The 23,032-nt window shown below is 28.7% G+C and carries 24 protein-coding genes and 1 riboswitch; of the genes, 2 read left to right on the forward strand and 22 right to left on the reverse strand.

The window, feature by feature from the left end:
* Positions 1-106: 106 nt before the first annotated feature.
* From KGF50_RS12615 to cobT, 22 genes are all read right to left on the reverse strand, one after another.
* A complete protein-coding gene (locus KGF50_RS12615) occupies positions 107-685 on the reverse strand; it encodes a bifunctional precorrin-2 dehydrogenase/sirohydrochlorin ferrochelatase (RefSeq protein ID WP_227848372.1) in 579 nt (192 codons plus the stop codon).
* 168 nt (positions 686-853) lie between these two features.
* The gene (gene hemB, locus KGF50_RS12620) at positions 854-1,819 is read right to left on the reverse strand and encodes a porphobilinogen synthase (RefSeq protein ID WP_227848373.1); all 966 of its coding nucleotides are present in this window, start codon (positions 1,817-1,819) and stop codon (positions 854-856) included.
* A 15-nt stretch (positions 1,820-1,834) separates the two neighbouring features.
* Entirely contained in the window at positions 1,835-3,334 is a 1,500-nt protein-coding gene (gene cobA, locus KGF50_RS12625) for a uroporphyrinogen-III C-methyltransferase (RefSeq protein WP_227848374.1), read from the reverse strand.
* Positions 3,324-4,229, reverse strand: a complete 906-nt coding sequence (gene hemC / locus KGF50_RS12630; protein WP_227848375.1) for a hydroxymethylbilane synthase — start codon at positions 4,227-4,229, stop codon at positions 3,324-3,326. Before hemC ends, cobA begins: the two co-directional genes overlap by 11 nt.
* A 29-nt stretch (positions 4,230-4,258) precedes the next feature.
* Positions 4,259-5,737 carry a cobalt-factor II C(20)-methyltransferase gene (locus KGF50_RS12635; RefSeq protein ID WP_227848376.1) on the reverse strand — a complete coding sequence of 493 codons (1,479 nt, stop codon included), beginning with the start codon at positions 5,735-5,737 and terminating at the stop codon, positions 4,259-4,261.
* Between the two features lie 18 nt (positions 5,738-5,755).
* Positions 5,756-6,508: a precorrin-6A reductase gene (cobK, locus tag KGF50_RS12640; RefSeq protein WP_227848377.1), complete on the reverse strand. Its 753-nt coding sequence runs from the start codon at positions 6,506-6,508 to the stop codon at positions 5,756-5,758.
* Entirely contained in the window at positions 6,505-7,230 is a 726-nt protein-coding gene (cobJ, locus tag KGF50_RS12645; RefSeq protein WP_227848378.1) for a precorrin-3B C(17)-methyltransferase, read from the reverse strand. Before cobJ ends, cobK begins: the two co-directional genes overlap by 4 nt.
* Positions 7,227-8,384 carry a cobalt-precorrin 5A hydrolase gene (gene cbiG / locus KGF50_RS12650; protein WP_227848379.1) on the reverse strand — a complete coding sequence of 386 codons (1,158 nt, stop codon included), beginning with the start codon at positions 8,382-8,384 and terminating at the stop codon, positions 7,227-7,229. The genes cobJ and cbiG overlap by 4 nt, the downstream gene beginning before the upstream one ends.
* Positions 8,350-9,102, reverse strand: a complete 753-nt coding sequence (locus KGF50_RS12655) for a cobalt-precorrin-4 methyltransferase (protein ID WP_227848380.1) — start codon at positions 9,100-9,102, stop codon at positions 8,350-8,352. The genes cbiG and KGF50_RS12655 overlap by 35 nt, the downstream gene beginning before the upstream one ends.
* A complete protein-coding gene (locus KGF50_RS12660; protein ID WP_227848381.1) occupies positions 9,095-9,670 on the reverse strand; it encodes a decarboxylating cobalt-precorrin-6B (C(15))-methyltransferase in 576 nt (191 codons plus the stop codon). The genes KGF50_RS12655 and KGF50_RS12660 overlap by 8 nt, the downstream gene beginning before the upstream one ends.
* Positions 9,660-10,268, reverse strand: a complete 609-nt coding sequence (locus tag KGF50_RS12665; RefSeq protein WP_227848382.1) for a cobalt-precorrin-7 (C(5))-methyltransferase — start codon at positions 10,266-10,268, stop codon at positions 9,660-9,662. Before KGF50_RS12665 ends, KGF50_RS12660 begins: the two co-directional genes overlap by 11 nt.
* The gene (gene cbiD, locus KGF50_RS12670) at positions 10,265-11,491 is read right to left on the reverse strand and encodes a cobalt-precorrin-5B (C(1))-methyltransferase CbiD (protein WP_227848383.1); all 1,227 of its coding nucleotides are present in this window, start codon (positions 11,489-11,491) and stop codon (positions 10,265-10,267) included. Before cbiD ends, KGF50_RS12665 begins: the two co-directional genes overlap by 4 nt.
* An 8-nt stretch (positions 11,492-11,499) precedes the next feature.
* The gene (locus KGF50_RS12675) at positions 11,500-12,132 is read right to left on the reverse strand and encodes a cobalt-precorrin-8 methylmutase (protein ID WP_227848384.1); all 633 of its coding nucleotides are present in this window, start codon (positions 12,130-12,132) and stop codon (positions 11,500-11,502) included.
* The gene (locus tag KGF50_RS12680) at positions 12,120-13,007 is read right to left on the reverse strand and encodes a cobalamin biosynthesis protein (protein ID WP_227848385.1); all 888 of its coding nucleotides are present in this window, start codon (positions 13,005-13,007) and stop codon (positions 12,120-12,122) included. The genes KGF50_RS12675 and KGF50_RS12680 overlap by 13 nt, the downstream gene beginning before the upstream one ends.
* Before the next feature lies 1 nt (position 13,008).
* Positions 13,009-14,079: an aminotransferase class I/II-fold pyridoxal phosphate-dependent enzyme gene (locus KGF50_RS12685; protein ID WP_227848386.1), complete on the reverse strand. Its 1,071-nt coding sequence runs from the start codon at positions 14,077-14,079 to the stop codon at positions 13,009-13,011.
* Between the two features lie 39 nt (positions 14,080-14,118).
* Positions 14,119-15,081 (reverse strand): adenosylcobinamide-phosphate synthase CbiB, encoded by a 963-nt coding sequence (gene cbiB / locus KGF50_RS12690; protein ID WP_227848387.1) that lies wholly within the window; start codon positions 15,079-15,081, stop codon positions 14,119-14,121.
* A complete protein-coding gene (locus tag KGF50_RS12695) occupies positions 15,082-16,458 on the reverse strand; it encodes a cobyrinate a,c-diamide synthase (protein WP_227848388.1) in 1,377 nt (458 codons plus the stop codon).
* Positions 16,459-16,497: 39 nt separating this feature from the next.
* Positions 16,498-18,012, reverse strand: a complete 1,515-nt coding sequence (locus KGF50_RS12700; protein ID WP_227848389.1) for a cobyric acid synthase — start codon at positions 18,010-18,012, stop codon at positions 16,498-16,500.
* 119 nt (positions 18,013-18,131) lie between these two features.
* Positions 18,132-18,311: riboswitch (cobalamin riboswitch) on the reverse strand.
* A gap of 54 nt (positions 18,312-18,365) precedes the next feature.
* Entirely contained in the window at positions 18,366-18,980 is a 615-nt protein-coding gene (locus KGF50_RS12705) for a histidine phosphatase family protein (protein ID WP_227848390.1), read from the reverse strand.
* 20 nt (positions 18,981-19,000) lie between these two features.
* Complete coding sequence (gene cobS / locus KGF50_RS12710) at positions 19,001-19,774, reverse strand: adenosylcobinamide-GDP ribazoletransferase (protein WP_227848391.1); 774 nt, start codon at positions 19,772-19,774, stop codon at positions 19,001-19,003.
* A gap of 9 nt (positions 19,775-19,783) precedes the next feature.
* The gene (gene cobU / locus KGF50_RS12715; RefSeq protein ID WP_227848392.1) at positions 19,784-20,344 is read right to left on the reverse strand and encodes a bifunctional adenosylcobinamide kinase/adenosylcobinamide-phosphate guanylyltransferase; all 561 of its coding nucleotides are present in this window, start codon (positions 20,342-20,344) and stop codon (positions 19,784-19,786) included.
* Positions 20,345-20,372: 28 nt separating this feature from the next.
* A complete protein-coding gene (gene cobT / locus KGF50_RS12720; protein ID WP_227848393.1) occupies positions 20,373-21,419 on the reverse strand; it encodes a nicotinate-nucleotide--dimethylbenzimidazole phosphoribosyltransferase in 1,047 nt (348 codons plus the stop codon).
* Between the two features lie 217 nt (positions 21,420-21,636).
* Here cobT and KGF50_RS12725 point away from each other — a divergent pair, with 217 nt between their 5' ends.
* Both KGF50_RS12725 and KGF50_RS12730 read left to right on the forward strand, forming a co-directional pair.
* The gene (locus KGF50_RS12725) at positions 21,637-21,828 is read left to right on the forward strand and encodes a hypothetical protein (RefSeq protein WP_227848394.1); all 192 of its coding nucleotides are present in this window, start codon (positions 21,637-21,639) and stop codon (positions 21,826-21,828) included.
* Positions 21,829-22,221: 393 nt separating this feature from the next.
* A partial coding sequence (locus KGF50_RS12730) for an aldose 1-epimerase family protein (protein WP_227848395.1) occupies positions 22,222-23,032 on the forward strand: 811 nt, incomplete at its 3' end.

Raw genomic sequence — 23,032 nt, forward strand, 5'->3', positions numbered from 1 at the left:
GTTCATTTTTCATTTTTCATGTTTGCCCTTTTCTTAAGGACAAGTAATACTATATCACCTTAAAAATAATTCGTCAACAGCTTTTTTATATTTTTTTTAAAAAACTTTATACATTAAACTTTTTCAACTCATCTAAATCAAGTGCTATCAACATATTAAGGATACTTTTTCTTTTATTCTTATCTTGATATTTTTTTATAACTTCTTTTCTAATCTCACCTAACACATTCAAATATTCCTCATAATCCTCAGAATATTTTTCTTCAAGCTCTCTTTTTATTTTTGAAGATAGAGAAGGACTTTTGCCCCCTGTGGATACACTTATAAGTAAATCGCCTCTTTTTACATAGGATGGGATGGTGAAATTTGATATTTTTACATTATCAACAACATTTACTAGTTTTTTATTTTCTCTACAATATAATCCTATTTCTAAATTCAACTCCCTATTATCTGTAGCAGCAATTATCATAGAGCTATTTTCTATATATTCTTCTTTATAATCATCTTTTATTATATTTATGTTCTCTTTTAAATCATAAAACTTATTTAAAATATGTTTAGAAACTACAGTAACACTCTTATTAAAATCCAGAAAGTTTTTACATTTCCTATATGCAACCTCTCCTCCTCCTATTATGACTATATCTAAGTCATCTAATTTTAAGTTAATAGGATATAGCATTTTTTACCTCCAAAATTTTTATTAAATACATAAACAAATATAGAAATTGTAAAGTCACTTATATTTTCATTTGCTAGGGTTATAGATTACTAGGATTGTAGATAAAAATATTTTAAAATGACAAATTACAATTTCTATACTTTTCACAATACTTTACATTTTGATAGCTTATTTTCTTAATAATTTAGCAATATCTTTGGCAAAGTAAGTTATTATTATATCTGCCCCTGCTCTCTTTATAGATGTGATTGCTTCAAGAATTACATCTTCATTTAATAAGCCTTCTTTAACAGCTAACTTAAGCATAGAGTATTCTCCACTTACATTATAAGCAGCTAAAGGCAAATCAAAATTATCTTTGACTCTTCTTATGACATCTAAATACGATAATGCAGGTTTAACCATAAGTATATCTGCCCCTTCTAATATATCAAGCTCTGTTTCTATTATAGCTTCATTGCTATTTGCAGGGTCCATCTGATATGTCTTTCTATCTCCAAATGATGGTGCTGAATGAGCTGCTTCTCTAAAAGGCCCATAAAAATTTGAAGCGTATTTAACACTGTAGGCCATTATACCGATATTTTCCAAACCATTTTCATCTAAAGCTTCTCTTATTGCTTGTATTCTTCCATCCATCATATCAGATGGAGCAACCATATCTGCTCCTGCTTTAGCATGACTTACAGATATCTTAGCTAAATATTCTAATGATTTATCATTATCAACATAACCAGTATCTGTTAAAATCCCACAATGTCCATGACTTGTGTACTGACACATACAGACATCTGTTATTACATTTATATTTGAATCTATTTCCTTTACCTTTCTAATCGCTTTTTGTACTATTCCATTGTCATTAAACGCTTGTGATGCACATTCATCTTTTTCATCTGGTACACCAAATAACATTATATGTTCAATTCCCAGGTCTCTTACTTCTTTTATTTCTTCTTCCAGCATGTCTATTGATAAATGATAAACATCTGGTAAAGATTTAATTTCTTCTTTTACATTCTCCCCTTCTACTACAAATAGAGGATATATTAAATCTTCTACATTTACTTTAGTTTCTCTCACCAAATTTCTTATTGCTTTACTTGCTCTTAGTCTTCTTGGTCTTCTTAACATCTCAGTCCTCCTAAATTAATTTTCTATAATTAAATCTACTAATCCATTTATTGTAGATGTTTTAGCCTCTTTATATAAATTTATTCCTAAATTATTTATTGTCTCTGTAGTTATAGGCCCTATAGACAATACTTTTATTTTATCTAAGATTTTAATATTTTCTTTTCCTATAATCTCAATAAGATTATTTACTGTTGACGAACTTGTAAATGTTATATAATCTATTTCGTTGGAATTCAAAATATCTAATATCTCATTTCTTTTATCTTCATCTATCACTGTTCTATATGTATGTATTTCTGTTACTTCACAAATGTCTTTAAGTTTATCAACTAAATAGTCTCTAGCATTTTCTGCTCTAGGTATAAGTATCTTATCATTGTCACTTAAAATTGGTGCTAGCTCTTCATATAATGATTCTGCTACAAATTTTTTTGGTACTATATCTGCTATAATTCCTCTTTTTTTCAATTCACTTGATGTAGCCGAGCCTATCGCACATATCTTTAAATTAGACAATATTCTTGAATCAAGATTCATTTCATAAATCTTCTCAAAAAATATTTCTACTGCATTTTTACTGGTTAAAACTAGATATTTATATTCACTTATATTTTTTATTTCATTTTCCAATTTAGTATTATTTTGTATTTTTTCTATCTTAATAGTAGGTATCTCTATTGGATTCCCACCTAAATCCATTATTTTTTCCACTAATACACTATTTTGATTTCTAGACCTAGTTACAGCTATACTTTTTCCAAACAAAGGTTTCCCTTCAAAGAAATTCAGTTTTTCTCTAAGTTCTACAACACTTCCAACTACTATAAGAGTTGGTGGTTTTACTTCTTCTTTGATAGCAACTTCATATACATTTTCAAGTGTAGATGTAACAACCCTTTGATTATATCTAGTTGCCCAGCTTATGAGAGCAACTGGTGTATCTTTGCTTTTTCCCTCTTTCATCAAGTTTTCACTTATTTTCTTCAAGTTAGAAATCCCCATCAAAAATACAAGAGTACCTTTATTGTTTGCAAGAGCATTCCAATTTAATTCTCCACTATCATCACCTTTCAAATGACCTGTTATTACATGAAATGATGAAGCATGGTCTCTGTGTGTTATAGGAATACCCGCATAGCATAAGCCTCCTATTGCAGAAGTTATCCCTGGAACTACTTCAAACTCTATACCTTCATCCACTAGAGTCTCTGCTTCCTCTCCACCTCTACCAAATACGTAAGGGTCTCCACCTTTCAGACGAGTCACGATTTTTCCTTCTTTAGCTTTTTCTGCTATAACTCTATTTATATCCTCTTGTGGTAAAATATGATTGCTTGATGCCTTTCCTACATATATAAATTCACAATCTGGTTTAGCTTCTCTTAAGTAACTACTATTTGCTAATCTATCATATACTATTACATCTGATTTTCTTATACACTCTAAACCTTTAATAGTCATGAGTTTATAATCACCTGGTCCTGCACCTACTAAGTAAACCTTACCCTTCATAATTTTCATACTCCTTCAATACAAGTTTAGCTAACTTTAAACCTAACTCTCTAGGAGAAGAAATATCTCCTTCTATGGACTTAATTACTATTTTATTTCCATCTGAATCTCCATATAAACCAGTAAGATGTATTTTATCTTGATTTATTTCACAATAAGCCGCCATTGGGATATGACAACTTCCATTCACACCATCTAAAAATCCTCTTTCCGCTAATATTTGGATTTCTGTATCATTATCTTTTAGCGAATTCACTATTTCCTCAACATCACTATCATTACTTCTTATCTCTATAGCTAAAGCCCCTTGAGCAGGTGCTGGAATAACAACATCAACAGGTAAATAAGAACTTATTTTATCTTGTAAATTAGCTCTTATTATTCCTGATGCCGCTAATACAATTCCATGTAGATTTTCATCTTTGATTTTTCGTATTCTAGTCTCTACATTTCCCCTAACTTGAACTATGTTTAAATCAGGTCTTTGCTTTAATAATTGAAACTTTCTTCTTTTACTCCCTGTTCCTATTACTGCTCCATGAGGTAAATCATCTAAGCTTTTATATTCATCTCTAAGTATTAACACATCTCTTGGGTCTTCTCTTTTAGGTGTATGAGCAAATTTTAGTCCATCTGCTAAATAAGATGGCATATCTTTCATACTATGTACTGCTATATCTATATGTCCATCCAATAATTGTTGCTCTATTTCTTTTACAAATAATCCTTTATCACCTATTTTATCTAAGGAAACATTTTGAATTATATCTCCTTTTGTTTTTATAATTTTGATTTCAAAATTAATATGAGGATATTTCTTTTTTAGCTCATTTATTACCCATTCAGTTTGTATAAGTGCTAGATTACTACCCCTAGTTCCAACCACGATATTCATATTAAATCTCCTTTAAATATTACACTCATCTATTTTATTTTGTTCTCTTTATTTACTAGTATCGTAGAAAAATAAGATATCTTATCTTCAAGATGTGCTTCTCTTAAATCCTTAAACACAGTTTCACTGTCTTGAGACGAATTACTAACTAAAATAGCATGTTCTATCAGATTATATTTCTCTAATTTTTTTATTATTTCTTTAAAGTTCTTATACACTTTCATTAACACTATTGAATTATAATTTTGTAGAGCATTCTCTATCTTATCATCTTCCATAGTACAAGGAACCACTACTAATGCTTCTCTATCCATAACCAATGGAAAATTTTGATTAGATGCTATATTAGAAAATGAAGAAATTCCTGGTATAGTCTCTACTTCTATCTCATCTACTATTCTGTTCATTATATACACATATGTACTATAAAGCATAGGGTCTCCCAGTGTTACAAATCCTACATTTTTTCCATTATTAACATCTAAGATAATTTCCTCTGCTACATTGTCCCAAGCCAGTGTTTTTTCGTTTCCATCAAAACTCATTGGGAAATGTCTAGATTTTATCTCTAATGATTCTGGTAAATATTCGTTAACTATTGATAATGCCAAACTTTCTCCACCCCTTTTTGACTCTGGAGTGTATAAAATATCTAGTTTTTTTAGAGTATTAACTGCTTTTATTGTAAGTAAAGAGCTATCTCCTGGTCCTGTTCCTATACCATAAAACTTAGCAGTTTCTGCACATTTAAGGACATGACGAACAAATTTATCTTGTATATAAGGATTTTCTCCTAGCCCTTTTAAATGAATTTTCACATTAAATCCATTATTCTCAAGTATTGTCTTCCAAGAATCCTCTTCATCTCCTGCCATATCATTTATAGCATGGTCACCTGCAACTAGCATAAATGGCATTAAATTTATAGTTTTTATATTTCCTTCTTTTAGCCTTCTCATTACATGTTCTATTTCTGGATAACCTTCAACTGTACCAACATAAGCATTTACTCCATTATCTCTAAGCATATATTCTAAGGCTGGATATGCTGAATGAGACTCATGAACTGTTCCATGCCCCATAAATACTACTGCTTCATCACTTTCCATATGAGGAATTTGATGTTTAATTGCCTCTACCGATTCTTGATAGTCCTCTATATGAGTAAGTAAAGGTCTACCTAATACAAGTTTTTTAAATTTAGAAGAATAGCTTTCTACTTGTTCTTTTAGCTTATTAAATTCTTCCCCACATATAATATGAAGTGTTTGAATTATTACTTCTTCATACCCTTGCTCATATATTTTATCTAAAGCTTGTATAGGGTTGTCTATTTCTATGCCATCTCTTTTCTTTATTTTGTTTATTATCATATTTGATGTATAAGCTCTAAAAAAATCATAGTTTTTTAATGAATTCTTTATTTTGTTTTCACATGCATCTATTGTCTTTTCTCTTGTTTCATGGTAGCTTGTCCCAAAACTTACTACTAATAAGGCTTTCTTCATATCTTCTCCTCCTAAAAATCACACAATTATGTCTTTAATTTTATTTATGTCATTAATTACATTTTCGTAGTTAATCGATTCTCGTTTAATAATTACTACTGGTATATTGAGATTTTTACATGCATTTACCTTTTCTAAAAAACCTCCTGCTACCCCACTTTCTTTTGTTATAACTAAATCTACATCATAATGTTTATATGTTTCTTCGTTTATACACTGGCTAAACGGACCCTTCATTGCTATTATATTGTCTGCATTTAGACCTAATTTTTCACAACTTAAGATAACTTCACTTGTTGGAAGAACTCTAACCACTAAATTTTTATCATGTATTTCTTCTACAAATCTGTTTAAGTTTTTACTTCCTGTTCCTATAAATATATTTTCCCCTATTTTATTTGCAATTTTACAAGCTTCTTCAATTGTATTTACTATAAACTTATTACCATAATCTATTTCTTCTATTAATGATTTTCTTTCAAATCTTATATATTCTATGTTTGATAACTTTGCACATGTAATAGCATTTTTAGATACTTCAACTGCATAAGGATGAGTAGCATCTATTATTCTGACTATGTGATTATCCTTTATAAACCTTAGCATTTCTTCTTTTCCAAGCTTACCTAAAACTATATTATTTGCATGTTTTTGTGCAAGTTCTTTTCCATATTCTGTAGTTACTGAAAGTACATAGGGCTGATTTTCCAGTTCATTTATCCTATCACATATAGCTAAGCTATCTGAAGTTCCTCCTAAAATCAAAATCATACTGTATAACCTCTTGGAGTTATCATCAGTTCACCATCAATATAGGTAGATTTATTTCCGATTATAACCATAGTAGTCATATCAACTTTTTCAAAATCCATATTCTCAAAAGTACATATAAACTTAGTTTCTTTTTCTCTACCTACATCTTTGACTACTCCAACAGGTGTATTTCCATCTTTAAACTCTCCCATTATTTTAAATGCTTTACTTAGATGTTCACTTCTTCCCTTACTTCTTGGATTATACAGACATATTACAAAATCAGCTTCTGCAGCTAACTTTAATCTTTTCTCAATTACTTCCCATGGAGTCATTAAGTCACTTAAACTTATATGACAGAAATCATGCATAATAGGTGCTCCAAGTATAGCTGCTGCACCAATACTAGCAGTAACACCTGGAATTACTTTCACTTTTATATCTTCACTTTCCTTAGATATTAATTCTAAAATAAGCCCTGCCATTCCGTATATACCAGCATCTCCACTGCTTATTACTGCTACTTTTTTCCCTTTTTTTGCTTCCTCTACTGCTTGTTTACATCTATCAACTTCTTGTCTCATACCATTTTGAATTACTTCTTTATCACTTATAAATTCTTCTATTAAATTTATATAAGTCTTATATCCAACAATAGCGTCTGAGTCCTCTATTGCTTTTATTGCCTCTAAAGTCATTGTATCTTTACTTCCTGGCCCAATTCCTACAACATATATCATATTTTTATTCTCCCCACCGAAAAAGTTATTCCTTTGTATTTGTGTTTTTCAACTATTAAGTTCCCTTTACTTAAAAGATATGCTACAGGTTCTGCTACTGAATATACACCTACATGTTTTTTTACAAAATCAGATTTATCAAACATATCATCAACCTTGGATATTTCATCTATTGAAAATACCTCAAATGGCACTTTTAGTTTTTTTGCTAAATCAATGATTGCCTTTTCATCTTTTTTTAGTTCTATACTTCCAATGATTTTCACAGCTTTAATATCTATATTTTGTTCCTCAAAAAATTCTAGTAAAGAATCAAACATCAACTTGCTATCTGTGTATCTTCTGCACCCAATCCCTATAACTATATCTTTTGGAATCACTTTTACTATTTTTTCACTGTAATAATTATGTGTAAATTTATTATCTATATCTAAATTATCTAACTCTAAATCTTCTATATCTTTATTTAAATTTATTTTGTTGCTTACTATAACTATCTTTTCTATGTCTTTATTTAAACAGCAATCTTTTAATCCTTTACTACTTTTTATAAGCTTAAATCCTCTAGTATCAACTTGATAGCATTCCTCAACATACAAGCCAACACATTTATTATTTACTAACATAGAATTTACTTCTTTTACATTCTCTCTAAAGTTATCAATATAAGCATTTAACTTTTTTGCTATCATATCTAAGGAAGCTTTTTGGTTTACATCAGTAGCTGTTGTTATTACTGGATTTGCACTGATAAGACTACTTATATAATGTGTTAAACTATTTGCTCCTCCAACATGTCCACTCAATAAGCTTATTACATTTTGTCCTTTCTCATCTATTACTAGAATTGCAGGGTCACTAAACTTGCTTATTATATATGGTGCTATACTTCGTACAACTATCCCTGTAGCCATTATAAATATTATGTACTCAAATTTATTAAATACCTCTCCTACAAAATCACTTAGTTTTTTTTGTACTATTTGTACAGAATCTTCCTGACTGATAGCTAAAGTACCTTTTTTATTTTTTATTTGATATACAACACAATTGTCTACTAAAGATTCTATCTTCATAGCTAAATTTTTTCCGTTTTCTGTAATACAAATTATAGCTATATTACCCTCTATACTCATGTTTAAAATCCTTATCATATAACTTTGAATTATTATATTCTTCTCCTAAAAATCTACCCACCATTATTAAAGCAGTTTTATTTATGTTATTTTCTTTAACTTTTACAGCTATATCATTTAAAGTTCCTTTAACTATTTTTTCATCTGCCCATGTAGCTTTATATATAACTGCAATAGGAGTATCTTCTGGATAACCACCTTCTAACAATTTAGATACTACTTTCTCAATCTCTTGAACTGATAAAAATATTACCATAGATGTCTGATGCTTAGCATAAGATTGTATTGATTCCTTTTCGGGAACAGGAGTCCTTCCTTCCATTCTCGTTATAATAACACTTTGAGAGATTTCAGGAACTGTATATTCCACTCCTAGAGAAGAAGCTGCTCCTAAAAAAGAACTCACTCCTGGTGTACAATCATAGTCTATATTCAATTTATTTAAATCTTCTACTTGTTCTCTAATTGAACCATATATAGAAAAATCTCCTGTTTGTAATCTCACAACAGACTTGTTATTTTCTATACCACCTCTCATAACATCTATTATTTCTTGTAAATCCATATGTGCACTATTATGTATTTGACAATCTTCTTTACAATATTCTAAAAGTTCAGGATTGACAAGTGACCCTGCATATATTACTACATCTGCATTACTTAATAGTTTATACCCTTTCAAAGTTATTAGCTCTTTGTCTCCAGGTCCTGCTCCTACAAAATGTACTTTATTCATCATCATTTTCCCCTTTTTCACAAGATATTATATATATAGGATTTAGTGGTTTAAAATATTCACCTTTTCCTAGTTTCTCTAGTTTAGAAACATTTAAAACACATACATCTATTTCTTTAAACCCATATTTTCTAAGTAACTTTAGAGTTTGGTTAAATGTTTCTATGATTATAAAATTAGCTACAAGTCTTCCTCCTGTAATTAAAGTTTTTTTAGACCATGTTATTATTTCTTCTAAGTTATTTCCAGTACCCCCAAGAAAAATAGAGTCAACTTTAGTATTTAAATTTATATTTATCGGAGCATAGCCCTTTATTACTTCTACATTTTTTAAATTAAATTTTTTGATATTTTTTTCTATAAGCTCTACAGCAGCATCATCTTTCTCTATAGATATAACATTTAAATTGGGATAGTTATATGCAGCTTCAATGCTTACACTTCCTGTACCAGCACCTATATCTATAAAATTCTTAGCATTTACTAAATTTAGCTTGCTTATTGATATTGCTCTAACTTCTTCTTTAGTAATTGGAACCTTACCTGTTATAAATTCACTATTCTTCATCTAAAATCACCACAACATTCATCCCGAAATTGTCCATTCTTATTATTTCTTCTGGCTTTGCTATTGTTATTTTTTCATTGTTGTATGATAAATTCTCACCTACAACAATAATTTTTTTTAAATTCCTATCTATTATTTCTTTACTTATTTGCTTTGGCCCTATCTTAGAATCTGTAACCATACATACTTTTTTATGTGATAGTATATAATCGAAATCTGGTATTTTACCATGACTACTGGTAATATATAAATCATTCATATCAACATATATCTTTGAAAATATATACTGTAAAGAACTAATTCCGGAAACCATATTTAGCATCTTATTATCAATATTTTTAGATAAATACTTACCTATACCATATATCAGTGGGTCACCTGAAGCTATTATTGATATTTGCTTTTCATTATTGTTATTTATGTACTCTACAATTTCTTTTAAATTAGAATCTAATATTATTTTTTCTCCTTCAAAATTTTTTACAGATTCTAAATTCCTTCTGCCACCAATTAATACATCTGAAGTAGAAATTAAATTTTCACCTTTTTTTGTTATATAGTCTAAGTTACCGGGCCCTAAACCTATTATATTTATCATATAAAAACCTCCACTAAAGCATCTGTATTATCTGACTTTCCTAACAAAGACTTATCCATTGAAAAAATTATTACTTCTACATCAATATCATCTACATCTTCATTTAAATACTGCTTTACTCTATCTCTACATTTATTACTCAATATATTATAGACCTGTTTATATTCGCTATTATTTATTAACTCTACAGCTTCTTCAGCAGTTAAACACTGATTTATTTTATATAAAAATTCATGTGTAGCTCCCATTAAAGCTAGATTCGCCACTAATATTTCACTTCTAGCATCTGCTACTTTACTATGAGTATTAAAAATCCCAGCTGATACTTTTATAAATTTACCTATATGCCCAGCCATTAATATTTTTTTATATCCTATTCTTTGAGCCTCTTTAATCATATAACCGATAAAATTACTAGTTCTTACTACATACTTAATATCTAAGTTCAATTTCTCTCTTATAAATTGTTCTCCATGATTTCCTGGAACTAATATTATTTTGTCTAAACCTTGTTCTTTTTTCATTTGGAGCTCTATAGATAAAGATTTTTTCCATCCCTCATCGCTCATAGGCTCAACTATTCCAGTTGTACCTATTATAGATATTCCTCCAACTATTCCTAACCTTGGATTGAATGTTTTCTTTGCTATTTTTTCGCCTTGTGGAGCAGAGATTGTTATTTTTAAAACTTTATCATGCCCAAGCATAGATTCAAAATCACTTTCGATAAGCTTTATTATTTCTTGATTTATCATCTTTATTGGAGTTGGATTTATGGCAGGTTTACCAACACCTACACTTAATCCTTTTTTAGTTACTACTCCAATACCAGTTCCACCATAGACCCTAATAAATTTATAGAGTTCACTTTGACACTCTTCACTAATATTTATGTTATCAATATTTTCTAAGGTAAGATAATTATTGCTCTCATCAGTTTTAGATATAATTTCAGCTCTTGCATAGATATCCATAGTATGTGTTGCATCTATATCATCTCCACCATCTTTTTTTACAGAACATTCCACAAAGTCATCAGAAATGTTTACATTATCAATATTTAATGATAGTGGTATTCCCTTAGGGGTATCTATATTTATAGTATCAATTTTATTTTTTGTAATCATCATATATACAGCAGCCTTAGATGCACCTGTAGCACAAGAACCTGTAGTATATCCTCTACGATACTTTTTCCCATCTATATATACATATTCTTCCATATAGATACCTACATGGCATATAAAATAGCATTCACTATTGCCGCTGCTAAATTACTACCACCTTTTCTACCTTTAGAAATTATATATGGTATATCTGTATTTTCAACTTCATCTTTTGACTCTTGTGCTCCTACAAAACCTACAGGAACTCCTATAACTGCATCTACATCCAATTTTCCTTCTGATTTCATTTCCATGACTTTATATAAAGCTGTTGGTGCGTTTCCAAGTACAAATATTTTTCTTCCTTCTTCTTTTGCTGCAATTTCTACAGCTGCCATAGATCGTGTAATACCTTTTTCTTTAGCTACTTTTGCAGTTTCATCATCCGCTACCAAACATTTATATTTGCATCCTAATGCTTCCAATTTCTTTTTATTTATTCCACTAAGAGCCATATTTGTATCTGTATAAATACTTGCATTATTTTTTAGTGCATCTATTATACTGTCAACTGCCTTTTCTGATATTTTTAATATATCCAAGTAATCAAAATCAGCAGTAGTATGTATAGCTCTTTTTATTATTTTTTCTTCAATCTCACATTTAAATTTATAATCTGGTCTGATTTCATCTATTATTCCTTGTATTAACTCAAAACTTTTCTCTTCTATTTTCATAGGATTCTTTATGTATTCCATTCTACTTCCCCCTTAATTCCACCATCTATTATATCCAAGGTATAGATTTTATTATAAACAGAATTTATATTAGACTCACATAATACATCTATTAATTTCTTATCATTCATAAGCTTATCAATTAAAATACCTATTACTGTACCACTATGTGCAATATTTACTCCATAGGCTCCATATCGCTTGGATATTTTTATTATTTCATTTAGGTATTCTTTTTTTTCTATATTTTCATTTGCTAAACTACTTAATGTACAAGCATCTCCAACTAAGGATAAATCATCTTTCTTCAGACCTTCTTCTAAAAGAGCAAATGACTTTTTTATAATTTCCCTATTTTCTATTTTTAACTTACTATAATCTTTCCTCATTCTAATTTTCATGGTATCTAATATTTTATTAGGTTCAAGAATTATAACTTTTGCATTAGTTATATTTCCTAAGTATTTTATAACAGTACCATTTAGAGGATTAAATATACTATTTTTATTTATAAATATAGAATCTGTTGGCTCTATTTCTGCTGCCAATTTCGCTATTTCCTCACTGTTTAAATCTTTATCTATTAACGATAATGTTGCTTTTATAGTAGCTCCTATATCAGCTGTTGAACTTGCCATTCCTTTTCCAACAGGTATTTTACTGTTTATATCTAAAGAAATATTTTTGGTATCTTTTTTAGGCAAATTAAATTTTTCAAATACCTTTTCTATAGCTATTCTCGATTTATGTCTACCTAAATTTATATCTTTTAACTTTTCTTCAATACATACCTTAGAATACATATTGATAGCATATGAACATAGATATTCTTCATCGTCTATTATTCCTTGAACAAACTCTCCACATGATGCTGGGCATATTCCATAAGATTTCATTTTAATCACCTAATAAATTTTTTATATTTTCTATAAGAATTTTGTTATCTTCATGAGATTTTATAGCTATCCTTATAAAACTGTCATCCAATCCTATAAAGTTAGACGCATCTCTAACCAATATATTTCCATGTTTAAACAAATCTTCTTTTAACTCATCAGCTGTCTTTTTATAAACTTTTACTAGGATAAAATTAGAATCTGTATCATAAACTTTTATGTTTCTCATATTTCTCAACTCTTGTAACATGTATTTTCTTTCTTTTATGTAGTAATCTTTACTATTTCTAATATAATCTTTATCTTCAAAAATAAAATTGGATAGCGTATCAGCAAAAGAATTTATAGTCCATGGTTCTTTATACTCATAAATTTTATCCATAATGTTGCTATTACTTGTAAGACCATATCCTAATCTTAAACCAGGCATTCCAAAAAATTTAGTCACAGCCTTAATTATAAATATATTTTCATTTGACTCTATATATTTAACTAAACTATATTCATTTTCATTTTCAACAAATTCCATAAAGGTTTCATCAATTATTAGCATCTTATTGTTTTCATTTAGTAAACAAACAAATTCCTTTAAATCTTGAACATTCCCACTAGGATTATTAGGATTACATATAAATAAACTATCAAATTTTTCAATGTTCTTTTTTACTATATCTATATCAAGTTTAAAATTATTACTTGAATCTAATTCTAAATCTATAATATCTATATTATTTAGTTTGGCACTTCTTCTATACTCTGAAAAAGTAGGGTTTATTATAGCCAATCTTTTTTTAATACTCTTCATAAGCAAATAAATTATCTCTGTTGCTCCATTTCCAGGTATTATAAAGTTTGGATTTATATTTATATATTTTGAGATATTTTTTCTCAAGTTTGTATAATTTATATCTGGATAATTCCTACATTCATCTAACCCTCTTAAAATATATTTTTCTAAATTTGGCAAAACTTTTGGATTTACATTTGAACTAAAATCTATTATTTTTTTTGGGTCTTTCCCATATAATTTTGCCATTTCAACTACATTAGCACCATGCCCCAAATCTTTCATCTACATCCCCCTTAAATTAGTACACAATTAATTATATAATTAAGTTAGTAAAATCATCCTACATACCACAGATACCAGCGTAAATGCTAATATAGAGGTCAATGAAGAAGCATACATAATTTTATTTGTTTTAATTATATCTTCTCTATCTATCTCTCTAATTTTATCTCCTATTGTTGGCTTATATACTTTTTGCCCAGAATAAACATTGGTTCCTCCTAGTTGAATTCCTAAGGCTCCTGATGCTGCTCCTTCTGAAAAAGCACAATTTGGACTTTTATGATTTTTTCTATCTCTAATAGAAATTTTAAAACAATTTTTATAGTTATAACCTAGAAAAAAACTTCCTACTGTCATAAGAATAACAGCTATTCTTGCTGGTATATAATTAGCTATATCATCAATTTTAGCAGAAGCAAAACCAATATCTTTGTATTTTTCATTCTTATATCCAACAGTTGAATCAAGAGTGTTTATAGCTTTATATGCCATAGCAAGTGGCGCTCCTCCAATAAATGCATAAAGCATAGGTGCGATTATACCATCTACTGTGTTTTCTGCCACAGTTTCTACAGTTGCTCTTATTATTTCAGGCTCACTTAAATTAGTTGTATCTCTACCCACTATATAAGATAATTGAATTCTGGATTTCTCTATATCTCCAGTCTTTAATACATCATAAATTTTTACAGCTTCATCTTTTAAACACTTTGTTGCTAACGTCGTATAAATTATAAATCCATTTACTACAATACTTAATAATACATTAAAACTACATAGCTTCACTATAACATAAGTTACTAAGTAAGTTATTCCAACAGTTACAAACCATAATATAAAACCACCAATTTTTAACTGTTTTTCATTTTTAAAGACCTTCCTTATTATCCCTTGTATAAGATTTATAAGTTTTCCAATAAATCTTACTGGATGAGGGAAAGAATAGGGGTCTCCTACAATTAAATCTGTTATATACCCTATATAAATAGATAAAATATTCATTTACTCATTTCCCTTTTCCAAAAAATTTTCTATGCAATTTAAGTTATTATAGAAATGTGTATGAAGGTATGTTGCCAGTGTATTTCCTTTGCTATAACCTCCATCCCATTCTTCTATTAAATTTCCCTCTCTTTCTTTTTTCATTGAATATGCACATTTCTCATCACTTTCAAATATTGAATGATGAAACTCATGCCCTTTAATAATTTCACCTGCTTTAGATAAAATTGTATTTTCTTTAGCTACACCAAGGCAATATCCAAACCTCTTTAGAGAAGGTGTCATCTTACTAGTCCCATTAAATATACCAACCATATTAAATTCTTGTTCCTCTTGATTAAGTAACTTCTCACCTAAGTACATTAATCCACCACATTCTGCATAAATAGGAATATTATTATCATGTGCTTCTAGTATAGAGGCTCTCATTGATTCATTTGCTTCTAGTTCTTTCCCAAATATCTCTGGAAAACCGCCTCCAATATAAATATAGTCTGAATTTGGTACTGATGTATCTTCAAGAGGACTAAAATAGTTTACTTCTAATCCAAGCTCTTCTAAAAGTTCTATGTTTTCCCTATAATAAAAATTGAATGCCTTATCATATGCTATGGCTATTGATTTATCCTTAACATGCTCTTTTATCTTATTATTTTCTATTAGATTTTGAAAATCAAAACTACTCTCAAATTCATCACTTTCTGAGATTTCGATTATTCTATCAATATCTATGTAGTTTTCAATCTCATCAGCTAAAGTATAAAACTTTTCTCTTAAAGATTTCATCTCAACACTAGGAACTAGGCCTAGATGTCTGGATTCTAATGAAAATTTATTATTTGGAGGAAAGTATCCTAACACTTCGATATTACAATATTTCTCTATAGAGCTCTTGATTATTTGATAATGGCTCTTAGTTTTTACATTATTTACTATAACACCTTTTATATCCACATCTTTATCTAGTTCCTTATATCCTAGTACCATAGCTGCACTAGATGCTGCCATAGATTTTCCATTTATAACTAGTATAACTGGAGCTTTTAATACCTTAGAAGTATGCGAACTTGTGCAGTTATCTAAATCTATCCCAAAACCATCATATAATCCCATAACGCCTTCTACCACTGAAATATCTGCATCCCTTGAAGATTTATTTACTATATACTTTATCTTTTCATCATCTAACATATAAGAATCCAAATTTCTAGAATGTCTTCCAGTTATAAATGTGTGATATGAAGGGTCTATATAGTCTGGCCCTACTTTATACGGCTGTACTTTCATATTTCTCTTGACTAAAGCCTGCATTATTCCTAATGATATTGTAGTTTTCCCAACTCCACTGCTAGTACCTGCAATCAAAATCTTTTTCATAATACACCTCCTACCTAAAGTATAAATATAAAGTCATTCTTATTTCATAATTTCATATATCTTCTCTATGTCCAAATGTTCTCTCAAGAAATCTGCCAATTTATCATACTCTTTATCTTTAAACTCATCAAAGGAACTTACAGTACTTTCTAATTCTTTTAATCCCTTTTTCTTTCTTATATTATTTAAAATTGCTCTTGTAAAATCTATTTCATCAAATATTCCATGAAGATAAGTACCAATTACATTACCTTCTTTATTTACACTTCCTTCAGTATAATTGACTTCTTTATCTAGTTTTTTTGTTATCAAGTCTAAGCTACTTACTTTATTACTGCGATTTGTAATTCCCATATGTATTTCATAGCCTTTTACTTTCTTACCTTTAAGGTGGCTCATATATTCACCCATACATTCAATAATGGTAGCTTCTACTTGAGTCGTAGTCTTTTCCTCTTCAAATATTGTTTCTGTATCTAAAAGACCAATTCCATCTACTTCTTCAATTTCACTTTCAACATGATAAGGGTCTTTTAATTTCTTACCTAACATTTGATACCCACCACATATTCCAAATATCAATTTTCCCTGACTATGTAAATTTTTAATTTGTGACTCAAGACCACTTTCTCTTATGTATTTTAAATCATCTATAGTACTTTTAGTTCCAGGTATTATCAATATATCTGGATTCCCTATAGCTTCTCCATAGTCGACATACCTAAGACTTACATCCTCTTGTGTTTCAAATATATTAAAATCTGTAAAATTTGACATATGTGGGGTTCTAATTATTTCTATATGTATATCATTTTTATCCATTTTCTTCTTAAATCTAGTTGTTACACTATCTTCATCTTCTATTTTTATATCCATATAAGGAACCACGCCTAAAACAGGTACTTTTATAATATCTTCAAGCATCTTTAAACCATCTTGTAGGAGTTCTTTTTTCCCTCTAAATTTATTGATTATTACACCTTTTACTCTTTTTCTCTCATCATCATCTAATAAAAGCATTGTGCCTGCTAATGATGCAAATACTCCACCTCTATCAATATCCCCAACTATTATTACTGGTGCATCTGCTATTTTTGCCATACCCATATTGGATATATCTCTATCTTTTAAATTTATCTCCGCAGTACTCCCTGCACCTTCCATAACCACAATGTCATACACTGAGCTTAAATTATTAAAGGTTTCTTTTAATACATCTACCAACTCTAACTTATAATCATGATATTCAGATGAAGGCATCTCTCCTACAACTTTTCCCCTTACAATCACTTGACTTTTATGATTTCCAGAAGGTTTTAATAAAACTGGATTCATATCTGCTATCGGCTCTATTTTTGCAGCTTCCGCTTGAAATACTTGTGCTCTTCCCATTTCTAATCCTTCTTTAGTTATAAAAGAATTTAAAGCCATATTTTGTGACTTAAAAGGAGCAACAGTATAACCATCTTGTTTAAATATTCTACACAATCCTGCTGATAAAATGCTCTTACCTACATTTGATGCAGTTCCCTGTAGCATTACTTTTTTACCCACTTTCTACCCCTCCTTAAAGTTAAATTTTACCTAAAAATAAACTAAAAAAAGTCCTAGTGCTTCTAATGCTAGGACTTTTATATATATATTAATTAAAAATCTTTCACCCCGAAGACCTCATGTTTTAAATTAAATTAGGCAGGTATCCTGGCTTAACTTCATCCTACTCCTATAACCTTCCCATCAAATTGACAGTGGTATTTATAGTTTCGTTGGTTTCACAGTAGCGGGGGCTGCAAAGGCATCTAACCTTTTTCCCTTTTTACATCTAATTGAGAACCTAATTTTAATCTAATATTCTATTTTTGATAGTAAATTTATAAGCACATATCGTTTAATATTTAATGTTTAATTTATATAAAATCAGTAAAATTCATTTTATTTATTACAGTAAATCCATTATCAACTTCCAAAATTGTAATAGATGCATTATCAATTTTAAAGTTCCAATGATATTTATAACTACCAGAAATCAAATGTGTTATTATGTTTCTTATTGTACCTGCATGAGAACATATAAGTATTGTTTTTCTATTTAAATAATTATCATTTTCTAAAATTATATTGTCGATCTCTTTTGCTACTCTTTCATATGAATCTATCAAACTTTCCCCATTTGGGTATCTATAATTGCTACCTTCTTCTATCATTTTTTCAAATTCTTTTGGATATTTAACTTTTATCTCTTCAAAAGTTATTCCTTCAAAGTCTCCAAAGCTAATTTCTCTTAGATTTTCTCTTTCTTCTATTTCTATTAATTTTAGTTTTGATATTTTCTCTACCGTATCTTTAGTACGTGAAGATGGAGTTGTATAAATCTTATCTATACTTTCACTACTCATATATTTTGTAATTTTATTTATTTGTAATTTACCTTCTTCACTAATATAACTATTTATATGACCTGATAATCTTCCTTTTTCATTATCAGTTGTCAAAGCATGTCTTATTAATATTAATTTTATCACATTATCACCACTTTTTAGTTTTAAATAAACATAAAAATTAACAAATATATATAAATCAAATATACAAGTTCTGAAAGTTCTATTCCACAACCCAATATATCTCCTGTTACTCCATCAATTTTTTTGTAAATATGATTTTTAAACAATATTATAAATATAAAAACTACTATAGCTGAACATAATACCTTAATCAATACTATATCAGGCACTAAAAATATTAATTTAGCAATAATACTAACTATCAACAATGTGTATATTATAGCTGTTATTAACATACTTGTAGTCAATTTTCCTATAAATAAATTCCCCATTCCTTTTGCTCTTGGTGTTACCGTTTTATATGTCAATAACATTACTCCTAACCTTGCAATCATTGGCATGAATATTATAACCCATAGTGAATTATTACTTATAATACTATATACAAATCCAATCTTTAATAAAAGTACAAACATAATTGCTAAAAGCGAATTTGTACCTAATCGAGAATCTTTCATTATTTCAAGCATTTTCTCTTTATCTCTATAACTGTATATCGCATCAAATGTATCCCCTAATCCATCTATATGAAGCCCCCCGGTAATCAAAACACCAGCAAGCGTTATTATAATTGCACATATAAATGGCTGAAACAAAAGTATAGAAACCCATCCTATTAAATAAGTTAATATACCAATAACAAGACCCACAAGCGGAAAATATACTATAGATTTATAAAATTCATCATCAAATCCTACATCTAATTTTATAGGTATCCTTGTCAAAAACTGTAGTATCAAAATAAATCTTTTCATAGTCACATACTACTCCTTTATTTTCATAGGTATGCCACTAACTACAAAATAAACTTCATTGCTTTTTGATGCTATATATTGATTTATACGACCTACAATATCAGTATATATTCTACTAAGTTTATTTCCAGGAACAATTCCCATACCTAATTCATTTGTCACAAATACAAAATATAGATTTGTTTTTTCTATTTCTTTAATAAGTTTACTAATTTGTTCTTTTATGTACTCTTCCAGTTTATTTATTTCTTCTTGAGTAGATTCTTCTATGTTTAGATTATGTGAAAACATTAAATTATTTACTAATAGTGTCACACAGTCTAGTATAACAGTTTCATGTTTTTCATATATATTTTTAATTATAGAATATATGTCTTCATATATTTCATATGTTTTCCAACTTTTAGGTCTACTCTCTTGATGCTTCCTTACTCTATCTTTCATCTCATCATCAAATGGAATAGATGTCGCTATGTAAGCTGTGTTATTATTCCTATCTAAACATAATTTTTCGGCAAAATTACTTTTTCCTGACCTAGCTCCTCCTGTTACCAGAATAATTTGACTCATCAAAACACTCCTAAATATATTAAATTTTTTATCTCCCCATATCTATCTCATCAAAAGTCGCCATATTTTTGTAAGTATAATTTGAAGCTTCCACTATATTAAATGCCAAAGCTGCTCCACTTCCTTCACCTAATCTCATATCCATATTTAGTATAGGGTCTAATTTCAATATATCTAATGCTCTTTTAGTTCCTGATTCTGCTGACAAATGTGATGCTATCATATATTCTCTAGTTTTTGGATTTATTTTATAAGCAATTAAAGCAGCAGCATAAGAAATAAATCCATCTATAACAACTGGAATTCTATTAGCACTACATCCTAATATAACACCTGCCATTGAACCTATTTCAAATCCACCTACTTTAGATAAAATGTCTACACCATCAGTTGGATTTGGATTGTTAATTTCAATAGCTTTTCTAATTACATCAGCTTTATGTTTTAATCTTTCTTTTTTAAGACCTGCACCTATACCTGTCACTTCTGATGGGTCACATCCTGAGATTACAGATATTATTGCAGTACTTGGAGTAGTATTTGCTATCCCCATCTCTCCAATACCAATTACTTTATAATCTCTTTCTATACATTGCTCTGCTATTTCAATTCCTATTTCTAAGCATCTTATAGCCTCTTGTTTACTCATGGCTGGTCCCTTTGCCATATTTGAAGTCCCTTTTCTTATCTTATAATCTAGTACTCCATCTAGTTTTTCATCACAATTTATTCCTACATCTACAGCTACAACATCTGCTCCTACAAATTTACTTATTACCCCTACTCCACATAGTCTTTTTGAGAAATTTGGAAATTGTAACTTTGTTATGTCCTGAGGGTCAGGCGCAACACCTTCTTCATATACTCCATGATCTCCAGCAAAAGCAATTATAACTTTTTTAGTTGTATCAAAATTTTCATTACCAAATATCCCTGCTAATTGCATGCAAATATCTTCTATCTTTCCTAGGCTTCCAGTTGGATGTATAAGCCTGTCCAACCTCTGTTTTGCTTTTTCAATAGAAGACTTATCTAGAGAATATATATTCCTTGATATACTTTCTAATAAACTCATTTTCTATCCTCCCAATATTATTATTTTTTTAATTATCTTTTTAGATAAAAAATACTCTTATTTTCTAAAAATTTCAACTTTTTCTTTTTATTTTTACATACATATAAAGATTATTCTACATTTTATCTTAATTTCCTTTATTTTACATTTCTAATTTGCATACAATCACATACTTTTTGTAAAAATATAATTAAAAGAACTTTAAGGAGTTGATATTGTGGATGATTTTTCTAAATTAAAAAATTTATATGAAGATGGATATAGATGTATTTATCATAATTGTGTTGATAATAATTATACTATCTATCTTAAGAATTTTTATACGGAAGGTACAGAAACTGTAGAGTTAAGTAGTGAATTAGATTTTTCACAATTTAAAGATTATATAGATGGGCTTAGAATGTCCTAATTCTTTGGGAACCCATTAAAATAGGGAGTTTAACAACTCCCTATTTTGAAGTCACAATTTTTTTAATAAGCTTTAAAAGTTCGTCTCGGTTTACTTCTCTTTGGTTTTTTCTGTCTTTATACTCTTGAAAGTTAACAACTTTTGTATTTGGTTTTTCCATAAACTCACTTCCCATTTAACATTATTAACTTATCTTAATATATTTAATTCTATACAATTTATCTATTTCCTTCTATTTATAATACAAAATTTCTTAAATAATCCCAAATTTTCAAAACAAAATTTTCAAAATATACTAAAATCTACCTTTCAAATATAATATCAAATACAATTTAAGACTCATTATACTTTATAGTATAATATACTAATAAAGTATAATAAAGGAGATTTTAAATGAATATATTACAAAATGAAAACTTAATTATTGAATCAAGTAGCTCTGGTGCTGAACTTACTAGGATATTTTCTAAAAAACATAACAGAAATATTCTTTGGAATGGTGATAAAAAACATTGGGGTAGACAATCACCTATATTATTCCCTATAGTTGGTAAACTTCTTGATAACGAAACTATAATAGAAAAAAATTTATACAATATGACTCAGCATGGATTTGCTAGAGATATGGATTTTGAAATTGCAAACAAAAGTGATGCATTCATATCTTATAGTTTAAAATCCAATGAATCTACTCTAAAAAAATATCCCTACTCTTTTGAACTACTTATAAATTATACATTAAATGACAATAGTATAAATATAGAATGGATTGTAAAAAATACTGACTCTAAAGATATATTCTTTTCTATAGGAGGACATCCTGCATTTAATCTTCCTTTTTATGAACAAGATGATTTTTCTGAGTACTATCTTGAGTTTAAAGGAAGAAATAATGTGGAAAAAATTAATTTAAATGGGTCTTTTACTGATGATACAAAATTTATTGGAGACTTAAAAAAATTACAATTAAATCCAGAATTATTTAAAAATGATGCTTTAATATACACTAACATAGACAAAGTATCTATATATAATGATAAATATAGTGAATGCCTAACTATATCTATGAAGAATTTTCCTCTAGTTGGCATTTGGACTCCTTATTATAGTGAAACTAATTCTACTGCTCCATTTTTATGTATAGAACCATGGTATGGTCTTGCTGATAGTATACATTCTAATAAAATTTATACAGATAAGAAAT

It is taken from the genome of Clostridioides sp. ZZV15-6598, assembly GCF_020657705.1.
GTDB classification, from domain to species: domain Bacteria; phylum Bacillota; class Clostridia; order Peptostreptococcales; family Peptostreptococcaceae; genus Clostridioides; species Clostridioides difficile_F.